At 61.1% G+C, this 17,330-nt stretch carries 16 protein-coding genes and 1 riboswitch; of the genes, 3 read left to right on the top strand and 13 right to left on the bottom strand.

The genetic code is table 11. The features are described 5' to 3' along the window. Window positions 1-139 precede the first annotated feature (139 nt). The 8 genes from BLV09_RS36505 to BLV09_RS37650 form a co-directional block, all read right to left on the bottom strand. Window positions 140-874, bottom strand: coding sequence for an SDR family NAD(P)-dependent oxidoreductase (locus tag BLV09_RS36505; RefSeq protein ID WP_146690881.1), 735 nt, complete (start codon window positions 872-874; stop codon window positions 140-142). Next, a complete protein-coding gene (locus tag BLV09_RS36500) occupies window positions 867-2,249 on the bottom strand; it encodes an AMP-binding protein (protein ID WP_146691463.1) in 1,383 nt (460 codons plus the stop codon). Before BLV09_RS36500 ends, BLV09_RS36505 begins: the two co-directional genes overlap by 8 nt. Continuing rightward, window positions 2,236-2,481 (bottom strand): acyl carrier protein, encoded by a 246-nt coding sequence (locus BLV09_RS36495; RefSeq protein WP_146690880.1) that lies wholly within the window; start codon window positions 2,479-2,481, stop codon window positions 2,236-2,238. Before BLV09_RS36495 ends, BLV09_RS36500 begins: the two co-directional genes overlap by 14 nt. Window positions 2,482-2,746: 265 nt before the next feature. Then, entirely contained in the window at window positions 2,747-3,970 is a 1,224-nt protein-coding gene (locus BLV09_RS36490) for a cation:proton antiporter (RefSeq protein WP_146690879.1), read from the bottom strand. 357 nt (window positions 3,971-4,327) lie between these two features. Continuing rightward, window positions 4,328-4,389, bottom strand: a riboswitch (Fluoride riboswitch). 123 nt (window positions 4,390-4,512) lie between these two features. Beyond that, window positions 4,513-4,959 carry a hypothetical protein gene (locus tag BLV09_RS36485; protein WP_146690878.1) on the bottom strand — a complete coding sequence of 149 codons (447 nt, stop codon included), beginning with the start codon at window positions 4,957-4,959 and terminating at the stop codon, window positions 4,513-4,515. Window positions 4,960-5,338: 379 nt separating this feature from the next. Beyond that, the gene (locus tag BLV09_RS36480; RefSeq protein ID WP_146690877.1) at window positions 5,339-7,186 is read right to left on the bottom strand and encodes a long-chain-acyl-CoA synthetase; all 1,848 of its coding nucleotides are present in this window, start codon (window positions 7,184-7,186) and stop codon (window positions 5,339-5,341) included. Window positions 7,187-7,283: 97 nt separating this feature from the next. Next, window positions 7,284-8,582, bottom strand: coding sequence for an MFS transporter (locus BLV09_RS36475; RefSeq protein WP_100387034.1), 1,299 nt, complete (start codon window positions 8,580-8,582; stop codon window positions 7,284-7,286). A 13-nt stretch (window positions 8,583-8,595) separates the two neighbouring features. Next, window positions 8,596-8,826 carry a hypothetical protein gene (locus tag BLV09_RS37650; RefSeq protein WP_167559027.1) on the bottom strand — a complete coding sequence of 77 codons (231 nt, stop codon included), beginning with the start codon at window positions 8,824-8,826 and terminating at the stop codon, window positions 8,596-8,598. Here BLV09_RS37650 and BLV09_RS36470 point away from each other — a divergent pair. Continuing rightward, complete coding sequence (locus BLV09_RS36470) at window positions 8,825-9,763, top strand: glycerophosphodiester phosphodiesterase (RefSeq protein WP_146691462.1); 939 nt, start codon at window positions 8,825-8,827, stop codon at window positions 9,761-9,763. The genes BLV09_RS37650 and BLV09_RS36470 overlap by 2 nt on opposite strands. A 9-nt stretch (window positions 9,764-9,772) precedes the next feature. Here BLV09_RS36470 and BLV09_RS36465 read toward each other — a convergent pair whose 3' ends face one another. The 5 genes from BLV09_RS36465 to BLV09_RS36445 form a co-directional block, all read right to left on the bottom strand. Further along, a complete protein-coding gene (locus BLV09_RS36465; protein ID WP_146691461.1) occupies window positions 9,773-10,291 on the bottom strand; it encodes a MaoC family dehydratase in 519 nt (172 codons plus the stop codon). A 25-nt stretch (window positions 10,292-10,316) separates the two neighbouring features. Beyond that, complete coding sequence (locus BLV09_RS36460; protein WP_146690876.1) at window positions 10,317-11,450, bottom strand: CaiB/BaiF CoA transferase family protein; 1,134 nt, start codon at window positions 11,448-11,450, stop codon at window positions 10,317-10,319. 6 nt (window positions 11,451-11,456) lie between these two features. Beyond that, entirely contained in the window at window positions 11,457-12,617 is a 1,161-nt protein-coding gene (locus BLV09_RS36455; RefSeq protein WP_146690875.1) for a CaiB/BaiF CoA transferase family protein, read from the bottom strand. Next, on the bottom strand, window positions 12,614-13,789 hold the full coding sequence (locus BLV09_RS36450; protein ID WP_146690874.1) for an acyl-CoA dehydrogenase family protein: 1,176 nt from the start codon (window positions 13,787-13,789) through the stop codon (window positions 12,614-12,616). Before BLV09_RS36450 ends, BLV09_RS36455 begins: the two co-directional genes overlap by 4 nt. A gap of 145 nt (window positions 13,790-13,934) precedes the next feature. Continuing rightward, complete coding sequence (locus BLV09_RS36445; RefSeq protein ID WP_146690873.1) at window positions 13,935-14,744, bottom strand: GntR family transcriptional regulator; 810 nt, start codon at window positions 14,742-14,744, stop codon at window positions 13,935-13,937. Window positions 14,745-14,856: 112 nt separating this feature from the next. Between BLV09_RS36445 and BLV09_RS36440 the strand changes: the two genes are divergently transcribed. Continuing rightward, the gene (locus BLV09_RS36440) at window positions 14,857-16,275 is read left to right on the top strand and encodes an MFS transporter (protein ID WP_146690872.1); all 1,419 of its coding nucleotides are present in this window, start codon (window positions 14,857-14,859) and stop codon (window positions 16,273-16,275) included. Between the two features lie 60 nt (window positions 16,276-16,335). Then, the gene (locus BLV09_RS36435) at window positions 16,336-17,217 is read left to right on the top strand and encodes an HpcH/HpaI aldolase/citrate lyase family protein (RefSeq protein ID WP_146690871.1); all 882 of its coding nucleotides are present in this window, start codon (window positions 16,336-16,338) and stop codon (window positions 17,215-17,217) included. The last annotated feature ends 113 nt before the right edge of the window (window positions 17,218-17,330 follow it).

Here is a 17,330-nt window from a genome sequence, read left to right as displayed (position 1 = left end):
AGCCAGCATGTCCGCTTCCAAGGGCAATTAGACATCGCCAACTTTATGGCGCAGATTTATGATTGCACGCCCTAGCTCGCGACAAAACGCTTGGCAGGATCCACCATTACCGATCGGCGCCCTGCTCGAAAAGCAAGGCTCAAGCCGTGTTGCCGGCGTCGATCGTCATGACCGAACCCGTGACATTGCGGCCGCCGTCGCCGAGCAGATATTCCACCATACGCGCGACGTCGTCGGACTCCGGCAATCGGCGCAGCGCGCTGCGGCTTGCGATGCGCTTGCGCTGATCATCCGCGAGGTTTTGCGTCAACTCGGTATCGATGAAGCCGGGCGCGATCGCGTTCACGGTGATGCCGAGCTTGCCGACCTCGCGCGCCAGCGAACGCGTGAAGCCGGTCGCCGCCGCCTTGGTCGCGCCATAGACCGACAGGCCGTTGTAACCCGTGCTGGCGATGATCGAGGACATGTTGATGATGCGGCCGGCGCCATCCGCCATCATGTGCCGCACCACATATTTGGTGAGAATGACCGGCGAAAGCACATTGAGACGAAGCAGTGCCTCGATCTCGCTGTTGTGCATGGTCGCGAGCAGCCCTTCGGTGCCGACACCTGCGTTATTGACCAGGCCGTAGATGGCGCCGAATTCGTCGCGCAGCTCCTTCACGAAGGAAGGAATGGCGTCGACATCGCTGAGATCGAACGGTTTGAAGTGCAGAACGCCACGGCCTTGCCTGACGGCCTCTTCCGTTGCGTTTTTCAGCTCGTCGCTTTCGCGCCGCGCCACCGCGATCACATGATAGCCGGCGGTAACGAGCCTTCGCGAGATGGCAAGGCCGATGCCGCGGCTGCCTCCGGTCACCAGGATATTATGCATCGCGCCGCGCCAGCTTTCCGGCCGCCGTGATATCGAGCGATTGAACGAACTTGATCACGGCCGGCACCTTGTGCGGCGCCAATGATGCCTTGCAATCCGCCAGGATCCGGGCGCGAATTTCGTCGCTCCGGGCGGCGTCCTGACCGTCGGCCAGAATGACATCCGCGACCACGATCGCGCCGGTGATCGGGCTGCGGCGCGATTTGGCGCGCGACATCCGCACTTCCGGCTGCCGGTTGATAACCGCCTCGATCTCTTCGGGGTGAACCTTCAAGCCGCCGATATTGATGATACCGCCGCGCCGGCCGACGAAATGGTACCGGTCGCCGCGCAATTCCACCATGTCGCCGGTGTCGACGAACCCTTCCCGATCGGTGAGGTCTGCGGCGCCCCGTCCGATATAAGCATGCGCCGTTCGCGTCGAACGGATCCGGAGCGAGCCGTCCTCGATCTTCATTTCGACGCCATTGCGGTTGCCAATCAGGCTGGCGGGAAAGCCCTCAAGGCCATCATTGACCGCGAAGCCGACGCCGGCCTCGGTCGATGCATAAGCGTGACCGATGGAGGCATCAGGAAACGCCGCGCGCAAACCGTCCAGCACGGCCTGGTCGGCGATCTCGCCCGACAGCCGAACATAACGCGGTGAAAAATCTGCAGCCGAGCCGCTCATCAGCAGCTTGCGCCAATGCGAGGGCGTACCCGAAATATGCGTCACGCCGCGCGCTTTTAGGCGCGCGACATGATCGCCGATCGGCTCGCCCGGTTGCGACAGCACCATGGAGCCGCCGCCGATGACGGCGCGCAGGAAAATCTGAAGGCCGCCGTAACGGCGGATGTCATAGAAGGTTGCCCAGACCGCGGAGCCGCCGCGCGCCGGACCATCGGCGACAATCGCGCCGGTCAGTCCTTCCAGGGTATGGCCGACGATTTTCGGTACACCCGAAGTGCCCGATGTCAGCATCAGCCATTCGGTCGCGCGCTCGGTTCGCACCGGCGCCGCCGCGCCCACCGGCGACTGAGCCGCAACGACCATGCCTGTTTCGACGTCCGTCCACCGCTCCGGATGATCGGTCACCACGGCATCGATCCCGGCATCTTCCATCAACGTCTTGAAATGGTCGGCATTGAGATCGGGCGGACACAACAGCATTCGCTTCGCCACGCCGTCAATTTCAGTCATCGCGATGGCCGAGATCAGCTGATCCGACACGGCAAGCATGACGGAGCGCCCGGAGAGTTCGCCGAGACGGTCGCCGAGGCAGGTCCGGCCGACGCTGTTGGTCAGCGAGACCACCTGTCGCGCATCCGAAATCGTCCGGCCCGCTACATCCGGGCCGAGATAATCGCGAAGCGCAAAGATCTCACGCGGGGACATTTTCATAGGCCCGGATGAAGTCGCCTATGGTGAGAGGAAAGGTGGCGTCCTCCGAAATGGTAAACGGATCGACGCCGAGATCGTCTTCGAGCCGCGCCACCAGGATCGCGAAGGCCAGCGAGTCGAAGCCGGTTTCGTGAAGTGACAGCTCGTCATCGAGCGGCGGCAGCGTAACCTTCTGTTCCTCGGCGACCTGCCGCATCGCCGAAATAATCCTTAACCTTACCGACATGAACTACTTCGCCTTCTCGTTAAGTTCTTGAGAAGACATCATAGAGCGCAAATGTGAAATATCACCGCCCGGCGGCGATCTTTTGCGCTGCTTGGTAAACCGAAGCTCGCCGTTTCGTCTCTATTTAGGACGTGAATTCATTAATCATCGAGCGGTTGGACTCAAGTTGCACGTCGCCGCAGGTCCGAAGGGAACCAGCATGAAAGGCATACTTCGAACCGTGATTTGGCGGGTAAAATTCTACTGAACACTGAATCGCTCCCTGTCATTCGGCTTTTCGTGTGCCCGCTCGAAGCGGCGCTACTTCCCGACGGCCATCGGACGCTTGCTCTGGCTCAGTCTCTGGCAGGAGGTGGCGCGGGAGATAGAGCGCATTGGCGACCACCGTTGGGATAACGGCGCTGGCGATCACCGCTGCGACAAGCGCTGAATACTGGCTTTGGTCAATGATTCCATGTGACAGACCAAATAGTGAGGAGATCGTGCCGAATGTCAGCCCTGTCGACATCAGGAGGGTCGTGTACATGGCCTCTTTGTTCGGCGATCCGAAGAATTTCGTCACTGGATGGACGCCAATTATTTTGGTCGCAATCTTTACCACCAGAAAGAAGATGAACGCGGAAGGCGCGGCGACAAGAGCGGGTATGGAAACGAACGACCCAGCGCGAATAAAATAAAATGGCGTCAACAGCCCGAACGTTAACGTACGCAGCCGCCGCACAAGCGCGTGATCCTTACCGACGGTTCCTGCAAGCACCATCCCTATGAGATAGGCGGGAAGCACCGCCTCGCTGTCGGCCCAGCTTGCCAACGCGCCCATTCCCAGCAGGCAGAGGAGCAGAAACTTGGTCTCCAGTTCCGAAGGCCTGCCTCCATATAGCCGGAAGAAACGCGGTGTGAGCCACGGCAGAACAATAAAGACCACGACGCCGGTACCGAGGAAGGTCAGTGTTTTCATCGTGAATGGAGCGAAGATCAGGCCGAGCGCCACCACAGTGCCAAGGTCGGTCACGAAACACGCTGCCAGTATGGTCTTGCCGTATTCGGTGGTGTTGAAACCGAACTCGATCATCACCGCATAGACGACAGCGACTGATGTCGTCGACATCGCGACGCCGGCAAGCAGGCTCGGCATGACCTCCCATCCGAGCAAATAACGAGCCGACGCCGCACACCCCAGGAACGGAAAAAGGAAGCTCGCAAGCCCCACCGAAGCCGCTTCCTTCCACTTCAATTTGAAAACCACCGGATCAAGTTCCGCTCCAGCGAGGAAAGTCAGAACGATCGCGCCGATGCCGGAGAGAAACTTTATCCAGGACTCGTCCGTGCCCAATACGGCCGATCCGATGGCGGCGCCGATGATCAATTGGGCGATTGTCCCGACAACAATTTCCGATAAAGCGGTGGAAATGCGAAACCAGATCGAGAGCAGGCTCGCGATCAGCGCAAGACCCAACCACAACGCCGCAAGTGCCCAAACTCCGGTCATCTGCAATTCTCCTGATCGTCAGCGCCGTCACTTCCCGATGCACATGGAATCGATGCCACGGCGGTTGCGGCCGGTGCTCCGAACCTGAACGAAAGTTCGGCCACCGTAGTCTTGATGCCCAGGATCAGCGGGGGCGAGGCAAGCTGTTGAGAGGCTTCGAATACAGGCGCAACCGTCGCCGTGATCGCGACGGCGATGGAAACGGAAATCGTGAAACCGTGATTTGTCAGCAGCGCTCGCAAACAAGGCTCCTCAAAACACCACGCACGCAACCCGCCTACGCGGCCTTCCCGGCCGCGCGGACAACTTAACTGCCTGGTGTCATGGGAACTCGTGCAAGCTCCTACCGACGCCAAGCGTCCGGTAGGAGTCATCAGCCTCATCGGCGGTTGCGGGGGGACTCCATCCCCTCTAGCCCGGTCAATTGTAGTGCGTAAATGAGTCCTGGCAAGCTCAAAGCGCCCCGCTTCAAAAGACGCGCATCACGAAGACGATGCGTCAGCGTACATGACGTGTCGTCAAGCGTTGGATCAAACCCTGGATCAAGCCCTGGATATTGTCGCGGGCTGCCTTTTGGATACGAGTTTGCGCAAATCACGCAGCAAATCGTCGCCCAGTTCCGAAAGGCCGTTGATTTCTTTTTGCGCGTCGATGGCGTGCTGTTTGCACAACTTCGTTGATCCCTTTTTGGTCAACGCGAGCGCGTGCAGATGCCCGGCAAGGCTACCGGCGCTGGTGAAGAAATAGACGATCTGTCGTTCAAGTGCAGCGTCGAACAAATCCAATCGGGCGGCATTTGACTCGTAAACCGAGAACCTCGGCATGATAAAAGCGCCGAGTTGGTCAAGATTTTGCTCGGCCCCGATCTCCATATCTTCGAGTTTTCGAACTTCTTCGAATCGCTCCATGCCGTCTATCACGGCTGTGATCTCTCCGATCAGAGCTGATGCGAGGCCTCGTCTTGAGCGACTACGTCCAAAAAGGAACATGCCTCCCTCCCGCTTCGATTACCGGAGCACGCGCGGGAGCGAACTCAAAGGTACTTTAGCAGCAAACCGCGGTAGGCGCCATCAGCATAGCGTTGGCAGCGTGCAGCATTCCGCGCTGCAACTAACTCTCACGCCGCCTGTCCGGCGTTTGCTATTTTGTCCGCGAAGGCGCGAGCCCCAACCTTCGGAGGTTAGACGAGGCGGCGCGAGTTCATCGCAATGACCGGCGGTGCGGTAATCGCCTGGCCGCATGCCGTCGTCGCCCAAGTCGCAGACAACCCGCGCCGGCCTTTGCTCTGCTGGTCGACGCATTGCGTTACCGGGGCTGAATGCTTTATTTTCGTCTACGGCACGGCGGCCTGCGCCGACCGGCGATACTTTATAGCCGGATCGAACCATCCAGGATGCGCGCATAGGCGCCGTCGTCGACCGGACGATAGGCGCCGGATTTCGGTTCCCTGAAGAACAACGGATCCGTCACCAGATGCGGATCGAATCCCTCCCGCATCAATTCCTGTTTCTTCTGCTTGAAGGTCTCGGTCGTATCCAGCGCCGAGCAAATCCGGATCATCACCGGACACGCGTAGACCGGTAGCCGTCGCGACAAATGGCCGGCGAATTCGCCGAGATCGAAGCTCGAATCGACGACGATCGCGACCATGCCGGCGCGGCCATCGGCGCCGGGAATTTCGACGCCGTAGGTCGTGGCCTCGGCAACTCCAGGGCAATCCGCGACGGCTTCGTTCACCTCCGACGTCGCAACGTTCTCGCCCTTCCAGCGGAAGGTATCGCCAATCCGATCGACAAAGTAAAAATAACCCTGCTCGTCGAGCCGCATCAGATCGCCGGTGCGAAACCAGGCATCGCCTTTGGCCAGCACATCGCGCAGCACCTTCTTTTCGGTTTGCGCCGCATCCGTGTAGCCTTCGAAGCGGCCGCCACCCTCATCAGCCGTTCCGATCCGCCCCACGGCTTCGCCGACCTCGCCGCGGGCGCAGGGAATGCAGAGGCCTTCTTCAGTGCGAGCGGGAATTCCAAGCTCGGCATCGACACGAACGATCGCCGCCGGAAAACGATGCGCCAGCAGCGGCGGAATCCGGCCGATCGCGCCGGGCTTGCCCTCGACATTGTAGAGCGAGAAGTTGCCTTCGGTCGCGGCGTAGAACTCAAGGATGCGGGGAATCGCAAAGCGCGCCTGAAAGGTCTCCCAGATATCGCCTCGCAACCCGTTGCCGCAGGCCAGCCGCAGCCTGTGTCTGGTTTCGAATTCAGACGCGGGTGCTTTCAATAAATAGCGGCAGAGCTCACCGATATATTGGAACAGCGTGCAATCCCAGCGCACGATGTCGCGCCAGAACTGGTTCACCGAGAATTTGTCCGACAGCACGACGGAGGCGCCCGCGCTCAGCATGCTGCAGGGCGCGACGATGCCGCCAACGCTGTGGAACAGCGGCAGGCAATCGTACAGGCGATCCTCAGGCGACGCGCCGGTCAGTCCCGCAAACCAGCCGCCCCAGTTGAGGATGCGGCGGTGGCTGATGCTGGCAGCCTTTGGCAGTCCGGTGGTGCCCGACGTATAGATCAACAGCGCACGATCACTGATGGTGACCGCGCAGCGCTCATCCGGTGTCAGGGGGCTACCGTCCATTTGGTCGAGGATCTCGTCCAGCGCTTCGCCTTCAGCCAGCGCTTCGTTGATGTCGCCGGCATCGATGCCTTCGCCATGGAACCAGATTTTCGGCATGCGATTCAGATACGGCACCGCCGTCTCGAAGGTCACGGCGAGATCCGCGGCAAGGATGACGTGATCGGCTTCCGCGACATTGATGCAATGCGACAGCGACAACCCGATCAGCTTGGTATTGATCAGCGCGGCAACGCCGCCGACGCTGGTGATGCCGAGCCACGCCGCGACATAATCCGGCCGGCTTGACATGAAGAGACAAACGGTATCGCCGGTCTTGATGCCCGCCTGCAGCGCCCAGCGCGCATAGCGGTTGATCCGATCGGTGAGCTCGGCGTAACTCAACGTCTCCGCTTCCGATATCAGGGCCGGACGATCCGGCTGCCGCGCGGCGTGTTCCGCGACAATGTCTGAAAACAACCGGTGCGGATCGGCTTCGATACGGGACGTCAGCTCGATCGCTTTCAGCCAACTCTTGGCGGCTGACGGTTTGCCCTGCCGCAACCGGATGTCCGTCGATCGCTCGATGATTTCTGCGTTCATGGCCGAATGCCCGTGGACCGATGCCAAGGTTATAGCCGCGCGGCTCCGATCAGGGGTTAATCCAATTCGTTAAATGCAAATCCGTTAATCGACAGAGTTAAGATCGGCTTGCAGGCAGGGTTTCCCGCATCATCGTCATGGCGGCGAGTCCCACCGCGCTGGCAAACAGCATGTACCAGGCCGGCGCCAGCGCGTTGCCGGTGACATGAAGCAGCCAGGTGACGACCAGTTGCGCGGTTCCGCCGAAGGTCGCGATCGCAACCGCGTAGATGGTGGCAAAGGCGCCGCCGCGGATGTTCTGGGGCAAGCCTTCGGTGAGCGCGACATAGAATGCGCTGTAAGGGAGGCTGCCGACCAGCGACAGGAAGCCGAAACCGCCCAGCAATGACATCGCGCTCTTGGTTTCCACGATCCACAGAAAGATCGGATAGGTCAGCAACAGCGTCACAAGCTGCGGCCACACCATGACCGGCCATCGTCCGATGCGATCGGCGAGCCAGCCGCCAAGGAGCGCGCCGGCGATGCCGAGGCCATTGCTGACGACCGATGTGGCGAAGGCCAGATCGGTCGCCACGTGCAGCGTGTTCTCGGCATAGGTGGTCATGTATTGGGTGACGTAGGTGGCGATGGTGCCGCTCGCCAGGATGAACAGGCCGAGCACGATGATGCGCGCGTTGTCGCGTATGACGACGAAACGCCTGCCGGTTTTCTTTTCGGTCACCTTGCTCAGGTCAACCGTCTCCGGCAGCGTGGCGCGCAGATATAGTCCGAACGGCAGGCAGACCGCGCCGAGCAGAAAGGCAATGCGCCAGCCGTACAATGTGAGATCCGCCTCGCTCATCAGCTTCGACAGCACCACGCCGACGAGCGCGCCCGCGGTCGCCGCAATCTGCTGGCTCGCCGGTTGCCACGACACCGCAAAACCTCGCCTGCCGGGGGCGGCAGATTCCATCAGATAGGCGGTGGTCGGCCCGACCTCGCCGCCGAGCGAAAATCCCTGCACCATGCGTGCGGCGATGGCGATGATCGGCGCCGCGATGCCGATCGACTCGTAGGACGGCGTCAGCGCCAGCGTGATGATCGCGCAGCCCATCATCGCGAAGCTCAGGATCATCGCCGGCCTGCGGCCTGCCCGGTCAGAATAAGACCCGATCACGATGCCGCCGATCGGCCGCGTGATGAAGCCTGCGCCAAAGGTCGCCAGCGACAGCATCAGGCTGCCGAATTGCCCTTGCGAGGGAAAGAAGGTGTGGCCGATCTGGATGGCGAAGAAACTGTAGGTGATGAAATCGTAGAATTCGAGCATATTGCCGATGGTCACGGCGAGCGTGGCGCGAGCGAAAAGCGCCGGCCGCTGCGGCTCGATCGCGGCAGCGTGCGAAGATTGATTTGCCATCGGTCCCACCCCGTCAATTGGTTTGCTGAATTCGAGCCGCATGCTGATAAACCGCGGCGGTAGAATCGTTCCATGCCCAAGCGCCAAGCTGATAGCATGCCGCGAATCCGCGCCGGGGGAAACCAGCCAGGAAACCAGTCATGAAGCCGGTTTTGGTCGTCATTGGCCCGTTCTTGCGCCCATTCCTGAGTCCGTCCCTGATGGCGGCTATCGCCTTTTGTTTTTTGTTCAACGGGGAAGCCATGGCTTTCGATCATGCGACGTTCGATATCGAGGCCCATCGCGGCGGACGGGCGCTGTTTCCCGAGAACACGCTGCAATCCTTTGCCAACGCGCTTTCGATGGGCGTGAACACGCTGGAACTGGATATCGGCGTCACCCAGGATGGGGTGGTCATCGTTTCGCATGAGCGCAAGTTAAATCCGGACCTCGCCCGCAACGCCGACGGCATCTATGTCACGCCGCCCGGCACGCCTTTTATTCGCTTGCGGTTCGACGAGGTCAGAAAATACGACGTCGGCCAGATCCGGCCGGGCAGCGCCTATGCGGCGCAATTTCCGGATCAGCACGCGGTGCCGGGAACGCCGATACCCAAATTGAGCGAAGTCTTCGCGCTCGTGCGCAAATCCGGCGATGACCGCGTGCGCCTCAACATCGAGACCAAGATCGACCCCAATCACCCCGACGAATCCCCCGACCCGCAGCGCTTCGTCACGCTGCTGCTCGATCTTCTCGCGGCCGATAAATTCAGCGACCGTGTCATGGTTCAATCGTTCGACTGGCGAACGCTGCAACTGGTGCAACAACAGGCTCCTTCAATCCCGACAGTTTATCTGACCCAGCAGAAGGGATTGGGCGCGACGATCTCATTGGACAAAGCCACAGAATGGACCGCGGGTTTTAACCCCGGCGAGTACGGCAAGTCACTGCCGCGCACGATCAAGGCGGCGGGTGGTGCGATCTGGTCACCCTATTTCGGTGACGTCGATCCGGATCTGATCTCCGAGTCCCACCGTCTTGGACTTGCGGTCGTGGTCTGGACCGTCAACAAGCCCGAGGACATCGCGCGCATGATCGACACGGGCGTGGATGGGATCATCTCTGATCGTCCCGACCTGTTGCGCAGGATCGCAGGCGAAAAGGGCATCGCGCTGCCGAAAGGATCGCCCGTCTCGCCCTGAAGGCGCGCCTCAATAATCCGAACTGTCGTCGACGGCATGTCCTCGTTTGGGAACAAGAACAGTCCGCTCGAACGACATGAACTGCGTTCCATCGGATTTCTTGCCGAGTGTCCTGACCGAGACAACGCCTTGCGTGGGCCGTTTGGCCGATTCCCGTTTGTTCAGGACTTCCGACTCCGCATAAATAGTGTCTCCCACGAACACGGGAGCGGTGAGCTTGATATCGTTCCAGCCGAGATTGCCGATGGCCTTTTGGCTGATGTCGCTGACGCTCATGCCAACGACGATCGAGAGCGTCAGGCAACTGTTGACCAGCGGCCGGCCGAATTCCGACTTGGCCGCATAGGCTGCGTCAAAATGCAGCGGATGCTGATTCATCGTCAGCAGCGTAAACCAGGTATTGTCCGTTTCCGAAATGGTGCGGCCGGGCCGATGTTCGTAGATGTCGCCGATCTCGAAATCCTCGTAGTAGCGGCCATAGCTTTCGCGTAATCGGCGCCCGCCGACATTTTTCATCGTCGCAACCATCATCGTTCTCCTTCGTCGCGCTATCTTATTTGACGCGTTGTCCGGGTGCGTTTACCGCGCCGACCACGGCCTCGGTGTCCTGCCCCAGACCTGGTGTCCGCAAGCTGATCTGCGCCGGTTCGCTCGCAAAATGAATGGGCGACGCAATATGCTTTCGCCCCTCACCGTCGGTCACCACCATCCCGCGCGCCTGGAGGTGCGGGTCGGCCAGCACCTCCGGAAAGGTCTGCACCGGTCCAAAGCAGACATCCAGCTTCAACAGCCATTCGGTCCAGTAAGCGAGCGGCTTGCCGCGAAACAATTGTTCGAAATAGGCGATCACCGGCGCCTGATGCAGTCCCGGGCCTTGCAGACAGAGATCGATGAGATCCGCACGCCCCAGGCCATTGAGCAGATTGCGGACGAATTTTTCTTCCTGTCCCGCCAGGGTCAGATAGCGGCCGTCCGCGGTGCGATAGATGCGATAAAACGCTGATCCGCCGGTGGTTCGTTCGTGCTTGGCAAACTGCTGCCGCCCTTCCGCGATCGCTGGCCCCAGAACGTTCACGCAAGCCGACACCATCGAGTCGTGCATCGAGATGTCGATGTAGTCGCCAAGACCGATTTGCGTGCGCCTCAGCAGCGCCATCAGCACCGCCGAGAGACCTTGCAAGCCGGATAGAATGTCCGCCGCCGGAATGCCCGGAATGGCCGGTACATCATCGTTACCGAGCGTGATGCTGAGCGCGCCGCTCATCGCTTCCACGGCGAGGTCGTGGGCCGGCCGCTGAACATACGGGCCATGTTGACCGAACGCGCTGATCGAACAATAAACGATGCCGGGATTGCGGGCTTTCACCCGCTCGTAATCCACGCCAAGACGGGTCACGACGCCGGGACGGAAACTCTCGACGAAGACGTCGGCCGTTTCGCAAAGCCTGAGCAGCGCTTCGCGGTGACCGTCCTGCTTCAGGTCAAGGACGACGCTCTTCTTGCCGCGATTGACGTTGCGAAAGAAAACGGTGCTGTCCCCGTCCAACCGTCCGATCGATCGGCCATGATCGCCGCCGGGCGCTTCGACCTTGATGACCTCGGCGCCGTGATCGGCCATGGCCAGGGTCAGATAGGGCCCGGGCAGGAACGACGAGAGATCGACGACGCGGATGCCTTCGAGCTTCATGCGGCATTACCTTTCGACAGCCGCATATTCCCGTGTCTTCAGAAAAGTCGCGTTATCGGCTCCGAGCGAGGCGCACACCGGAGAACTCGGTCGTGTCCCGTCGACCTTGAGCGGATTCGACAGCAGCTTCAACTCCGGATTCGCCGGATGGGCCACGGTGCGGATCATGCCGGTCCGCTCGACAAAGGGATTTTCCAGCGCCTCCGGCAAACTATAGACCGGGCCGACAGGCAGCTTGCCGGAGAGGCGCTTCAGCCACTCTTCCGTCGTCGCTTTGCGGAATTCCTGGTCCAGTTCTGCACTCAGCGCTTCGCGATTCAGTCTGCGGGCTTCCGGCGAAGCAAAACGCGGATCTCGCGAGAGGTCGTTCCGCTGCAAAACGGCGGTGAGATTGGTCCAGAATTTTTCCGTCATGCACATCACGAACACCCAGCCGTCCGCGGTGGGAAAGGTCTGAACCGGAGCGACCGAAAAATGCGAGCTGCGGGGCATCCGTTCGGTAACGTCGCCATTGTTCAGGAACCACGTCGCGGTGTAGCCGAGTTGATGCAGCGCCACGTCGAACAGGCAGGTGTCGACGTCGCATCCTTTCCCGGTCTGACGCGCCCGCATCAGGCACGACAGTAGCCCGACCATTCCGACCATGCCGGTCATGTAGTCGACGATCGACGGGCCGAACCGGCACGGCGGGCTGTTCGGCTCGCCCGTGATGCTCATCAACCCGGCCTCGGCCTGCATCAGATAGTCGTAGCCGGGCCAGGCCTTGCGTTCGTTGTCGCGTCCATACGCAGAAATATGCAGGCAGACGATCGCGGGATTGAGCGACTGCAGGCTTGCGTAGTCGATGCCGAGCGCCTCGGGCAGGTCGCCGCGCAGATTATTCACCACAGCATCGGATTCGGCGACCAGCGCCTCGAGCGCTTCCCGCCCCGCCGGCGACTTCAGATCGAGCGTGATGCTGTGCTTGCCGGCGTTCCAGCTTTGAAAATATTCGCTGTCGGCCGCGCCTAGCAGCCGAGGTCCGGTATAGCGCGCGGGATCGCCGCCGCTGCCGGCATTTTCGATCTTGATGACTTCGGCGCCGAGATCGGAGAGAAACGTCGTCCCGTAAGGACCCGCACCGAACTGTTCGATCGCGAGGATGCGCAGACCTTCGAGTGGTTTCATGTCACTTTGTTCCTCTTGATCCACTGCTTCGCAATGATCATGCGTTGCATCTCATTGGTGCCCTCGCCGATGCAGGTGAGCGGCGCATCCCTGTAGAGGCGCTCGATGTCGTATTCCTTCGAGTAACCGTAGGCGCCGTGGATCCGCAGGCCTTCGGTGCTGTTTTCCAGCGCCGCCTCGGAAGCGAAATATTTGGCCATTCCGGCTTCAAGGTCGCAGCGCTCGCCGCGGTCGAACGCGGCGGCAGCATCGAGCGTCAACAGCCGCGCCGCGCGGGCACGCGTGGCCATCTCGCCCAGCTTGAGCTGGATCGCCTGATGCTCCGCGATCGGCTTTCCAAAGGTCTTGCGGATCTGCGCATATTCGGTGGAGAGGGCAAGCGCTCCCTCGGCGATGCCGACGCCGCGCGCGGCCACGTTGATGCGTCCGAGTTCCAAGCCGCCGGTCGCCTGCAGAAAGCCCCGCCCTTCTTCGCCGCCAATGAGGTGATCGCCCGGAACGCGATAGTTATCGAATACCATTTCGGCTGAATCGATCGACTTGTAACCGAGCTTCTCGAGCTTCTTTCCCGTGGTGAAGCCGGGCCCCTTCGGCGCGATGAACAGGCTCATGCCCTTGTATCGCGGTTCGGCTGCGGGATTCGTTTTGACCAGAAGTGCGAACACCGAGCCCTGGATGCCGTTCGAGATCCACGTTTTCGTGCCGTTGATGACGTAGGAGTCGCCATCGCGACGGGCCGTCATCCGAATTCCCTGCAGATCGGTTCCGGCGTCCGGCTCGGTCAACGCCAGCCCGCCGCGGATTTCCCCGGACGCGAGCTTCGGCAGCCAGGTCCGCTTCTGCTCTGGCGTTCCGAATTTCTCGATCGCCAGCGCGAGCATGAGGTGCGAATTGAAGATGCCGGTGATCGCCATCCATACGCTCGATATCCGCATCACGATGCGCGCATAGGTGACGGCCGGAAGCCCCAATCCTCCGTATTCCGGACTGACAGTCGCGCCGAACAATCCGAACTCCCGCATCTGCTCGACGATTTCGGCAGGCCAGCGGTCGTCATGGTCGTGATCTTTCACGACCGGACGAACTTCCTTCTCCAGCCAGCGATCGATGGTGTCGAGCAGCAGCGTCTCGTCGGCCAGATCGAAATTGCGGATCGGCGATAGTTCGTTCATGGCGAAACCTCCTCCGGCAACGGCCGCGACCTAACACAACCTGTCCGGACAGGTAAACGCCACCTCGGGAGCTGTCAAGGCGATTTGTTCGGACAGATCGAACAGATACGGCTTCGTACTGGCGAGCGTCGCGCCGGACGAACGATCACCCGCCCTGATTGCGGCGAAGCGTCATCGCATAACGAAAGCGATGCGCCGGATGAAGGTTGAACGCGATCTCGGCGATCTTTCCGGTGTCGAGGCGATAGGTGCGGCGCAGCTCGATACCCATGCTGCCGGCTTTGACGCCGAGCTTCTTGCTGATGCCGCCCGGCACATCGCGCGCGGAAAGAACCTGCTCGATCTCATTGATGTGCTCGCCATGCATGTCCTCGATCCAGGCATAGATCGGCCCCGAGCGGCGTCCGATCATGCGCAGGACATTGGTGTAGTCGGCGTGGATATAGACTTCGGTCCAGCAGATCGGAGCGGTCTGACCCGGCGCATAGCGAAGTCCCTCGATGCGCATCCATTCCTCGCCTTCCGCGCAGCCGAGCCTGCTGGCCAGCTCCGTATCGGCGCGAACGAGCTTGCTGGTGCCGACCTCGTACTGCGTGCCGGTCGCGTACTGAACCAGTTGTTCGATCGAGGCGACTTCGTGAACATAGGGATTGCTCGCCGCTGAATTGACGACTGTCGTTCCCGCCCCCTTGCGCGGCGCAACCAGTCCCTCCGCCCGCAAATGACGAAGCGCCTCGCGAACGGTGTGGCGGCTGACCGCATGATGGCGGCTGAGTTCGACCTCGGACGGAAGCAGCGAGCCGATCGGCGCCCGGCCGTTTTTGATCTCCTGCTTAATCGCCTGCACCAGCTTCAGATAAAGCGGCTCCTTGGCGGTATCGGCCGGCTTCGCTGACCGCTCTGCCGCGGCAGGCGGCCTCTTCTTCGATCTCCTCATATCGCTCCGTTTCGGCATCGGCCCGGCTCCACGCCTTGACGGCAACCCGCCGCAAGTCTAATGGATCTGTCCGGACAGATTTTGATATACATTATAAAAAATAAAATATCACAGCTTCGGGAGGAAGATAATGCTGACCGTCAATGCAGGCGCGCGGCTCGACCGGCTGCCGGCGTCACGTTTCCACTATCGCATTCTCGGGCTGATCGGCGGAGGCATGTTCCTCGATGCGTTCGAGATCTACCTGCAAGCCGCGGTTCTCGCGGCGCTGATCGGCACGGGGTGGTCGACGCCGGGCCAAAACGCCAACTTCGTGTCCGCGACATTTGCCGGCATGGTGATCGGTGCCTGGCTCGCCGGCATCACCGGAGACCGTTACGGCCGGCGCTTTTCCTATCAGGTCAATCTGCTGATATTCGGTCTTGCCTCGCTGGCGGGCGCTGCGGCTCCTTCGATGAACTGGCTGATCGCAGCCCGTTTCGTCATGGGCATCGGCCTCGGCGCGGAGATCGTCGTCGGCTATGTCGCGATCTCGGAGCTGATGCCTCCGGCCAGCCGCGGCAGATGGGGCGCGGGGCTCGCCACCGTGACCAACAGCTCCCTGTTTATTTCCGCGCTGGTCGGCCGCCTGATCATCCCTTCCTATGGCTGGCGCTGGATGTTCGTGATCGTGGGCATCGGCGCGCTGGTGGTCTGGTATCTGCGCAAGCGCATGCCGGAATCGCCGCGCTGGCTCGAGGCCAACGGACAGCCCGCCGAAGCCGAACGGATCATGGGAGAGATCGAGGCGGAGGTCGAACGATCGACCGGCCGGAAACTACCGGAAGCACCGAATGTGCTGGATCAGAGCTCCGTCAACGCGGTCGGCCGCCTGAGCGACCTGTTTTCGCGCGAAATGCTGGCGCGGACCATCACCGGCAGCGTGATCCTGATCGCCCTCAACACCGCCATCTATGGCTTCATCGCCTTTCTGCCGTCGTTCATGGTTCGGCAGGGCTTCACCATCATCACATCGCTGAATTACATCACGCTGATGAGTTTCGGCGCTCCCGTCGGCGCGCTGATCGGGATGGCGCTGGCCGACAAGATCGGACGTAAACCCTGCATCGTGGTGTTTTCGTTTGTCGCCATCGTTGCCGGCGCAATCTATCCGCAACTCTCCGATCCGACCTTCGTGATGCTGACCGGATTCATTCTGGTCGCCGCCGTTTACGTGCTCGTTGCGGTGGCCTGGAGCATGTATGTCCCGGAGCTGTTTCCAACCGTGATCCGGATGCGAGGGGCCGGATTCTGCAATACCCTCGGTCGCTTCATGACGATCCTGACGCCACAGATTACGACGCTGCTTTACGGCCTCGCCGGTTTGATCGGCGTGTTGGCCTATGTTGTCGGGCTGCTTTTGCTTCAGGTCATCGTTGTGATCGCTCTCGGCATCGAAACCAAGAGGATGCCGTTGGAGGTGCTCTCGGAAGCGATGATCGCGCGGGCCAAGTCTGGCTCCACCGAACCGGCTATCGGAAAGGAAGCCGGAGCCGCTTCGCAGCTATAGTTGGCGAGCTTCCGCAAAACCTTGCGGGTATCGCCGGTAGCCCACCGAAAGGAAACGGGCATGAGGCCGCTCAGATCGCTGCTGTTCGCGCCGGGAAATCATGCGCGGCGCAGCGAAAAGGCCCTGACGCTCGATGCCGATGCGGTGATCCTCGATCTCGAGGACGCCTGCCCCGTCAGCGAAAAAATCGCGACACGCCAGTCGGTCGTGTCCGCGATGGCCAGCCCGCGCTCCTGCATCGGATATGTGCGGGTCAATCCGCTCTCGAGCGATTTTGGTTACGGTGACATCGTCTCGGTCGTCGGCCCTGGCATTGATGGGATCGTATTGCCAAAGGTCGAAAGCGCGCAGGAGCTATGCACCGCCGATTGGCTGATCACCCAGATCGAACGCGAGAAGGGACTGGCCAAGGGGACGATCGATCTGTTGCCCATTTTGGAAACCGGCAAGGGCTTTGCTGAGGTCGCCGCAATCGCATCGGCAGGAACGCGCGCGAAGCGACTGGCCTTTGGCGCGGGCGACTTCACGCTCGATATGGACATCAGGTGGTCGCGCGATGAGAGCGAGCTGATGCATTACCGCAGTTCGCTGGTGCTGGCCTCGCGCGCCAACGGCCTGGCAGCACCGATCGACACGGTGTGGATCGATATGCGGGACGCGGAAGGGCTGACCGCCTCGGCCCACCGCGCCCGCGGCATGGGTTTTCAAGGCAAGCTCTGCATCCATCCCGATCAGGTCGCCGTCGTCAACGCCGCCTTCAGTCCCTCGGCCGAACAGGTCGCCTGGGCGCAACGGGTCGTGGACGCCTTCAAAGCCGCGGAGGCCGCGCAATCGTCGGCCATTCAGCTCGACGGCCAATTCATCGACTACCCGATCGTCTATCAAGCGCAACGCGTGCTGGCCGTCGAAGCGAGCATCAAGCGAAACACGCTGCCCCACTGAACGCGTGCCCCGAGCCGGCTCGCCTTTCAGCCGCGCAACCGGCGCGATAGCCTTTGCTCGCAGCAGGGATTCGTATGGCGCTTTCCCGTCGACAATTTCTGGATCTGGCGGCG

The sequence above is a fragment of the Bradyrhizobium canariense genome (assembly GCF_900105125.1).
GTDB classification, from domain to species: domain Bacteria; phylum Pseudomonadota; class Alphaproteobacteria; order Rhizobiales; family Xanthobacteraceae; genus Bradyrhizobium; species Bradyrhizobium canariense_A.
The sequence above is the reverse complement of the archived record's forward strand: the minus strand, read 5'-3'. Positions and strand labels throughout refer to the sequence as shown.

Coding starts and splice junctions, on each gene's coding strand:
- BLV09_RS36475 (WP_100387034.1), bottom strand. CDS start 8,582: ATGGCAAATCAATCTTCGCACGCTGCCGCGATCGAGCCGCAGCGGCCG.
- BLV09_RS36480 (WP_146690877.1), bottom strand. CDS start 7,186: ATGAACGCAGAAATCATCGAGCGATCGACGGACATCCGGTTGCGGCAG.
- BLV09_RS36470 (WP_146691462.1), top strand. CDS start 8,825: ATGGCTTTCGATCATGCGACGTTCGATATCGAGGCCCATCGCGGCGGA.
- BLV09_RS36450 (WP_146690874.1), bottom strand. CDS start 13,789: ATGAACGAACTATCGCCGATCCGCAATTTCGATCTGGCCGACGAGACG.
- BLV09_RS37650 (WP_167559027.1), bottom strand. CDS start 8,826: ATGGCTTCCCCGTTGAACAAAAAACAAAAGGCGATAGCCGCCATCAGG.
- BLV09_RS36455 (WP_146690875.1), bottom strand. CDS start 12,617: ATGAAACCACTCGAAGGTCTGCGCATCCTCGCGATCGAACAGTTCGGT.
- BLV09_RS36490 (WP_146690879.1), bottom strand. CDS start 3,970: ATGACCGGAGTTTGGGCACTTGCGGCGTTGTGGTTGGGTCTTGCGCTG.
- BLV09_RS36500 (WP_146691463.1), bottom strand. CDS start 2,249: ATGTCCCCGCGTGAGATCTTTGCGCTTCGCGATTATCTCGGCCCGGAT.
- BLV09_RS36440 (WP_146690872.1), top strand. CDS start 14,857: ATGCTGACCGTCAATGCAGGCGCGCGGCTCGACCGGCTGCCGGCGTCA.
- BLV09_RS36465 (WP_146691461.1), bottom strand. CDS start 10,291: ATGGTTGCGACGATGAAAAATGTCGGCGGGCGCCGATTACGCGAAAGC.
- BLV09_RS36505 (WP_146690881.1), bottom strand. CDS start 874: ATGCATAATATCCTGGTGACCGGAGGCAGCCGCGGCATCGGCCTTGCC.
- BLV09_RS36495 (WP_146690880.1), bottom strand. CDS start 2,481: ATGTCGGTAAGGTTAAGGATTATTTCGGCGATGCGGCAGGTCGCCGAG.
- BLV09_RS36485 (WP_146690878.1), bottom strand. CDS start 4,959: ATGTTCCTTTTTGGACGTAGTCGCTCAAGACGAGGCCTCGCATCAGCT.
- BLV09_RS36445 (WP_146690873.1), bottom strand. CDS start 14,744: ATGCCGAAACGGAGCGATATGAGGAGATCGAAGAAGAGGCCGCCTGCC.
- BLV09_RS36435 (WP_146690871.1), top strand. CDS start 16,336: ATGAGGCCGCTCAGATCGCTGCTGTTCGCGCCGGGAAATCATGCGCGG.
- BLV09_RS36460 (WP_146690876.1), bottom strand. CDS start 11,450: ATGAAGCTCGAAGGCATCCGCGTCGTCGATCTCTCGTCGTTCCTGCCC.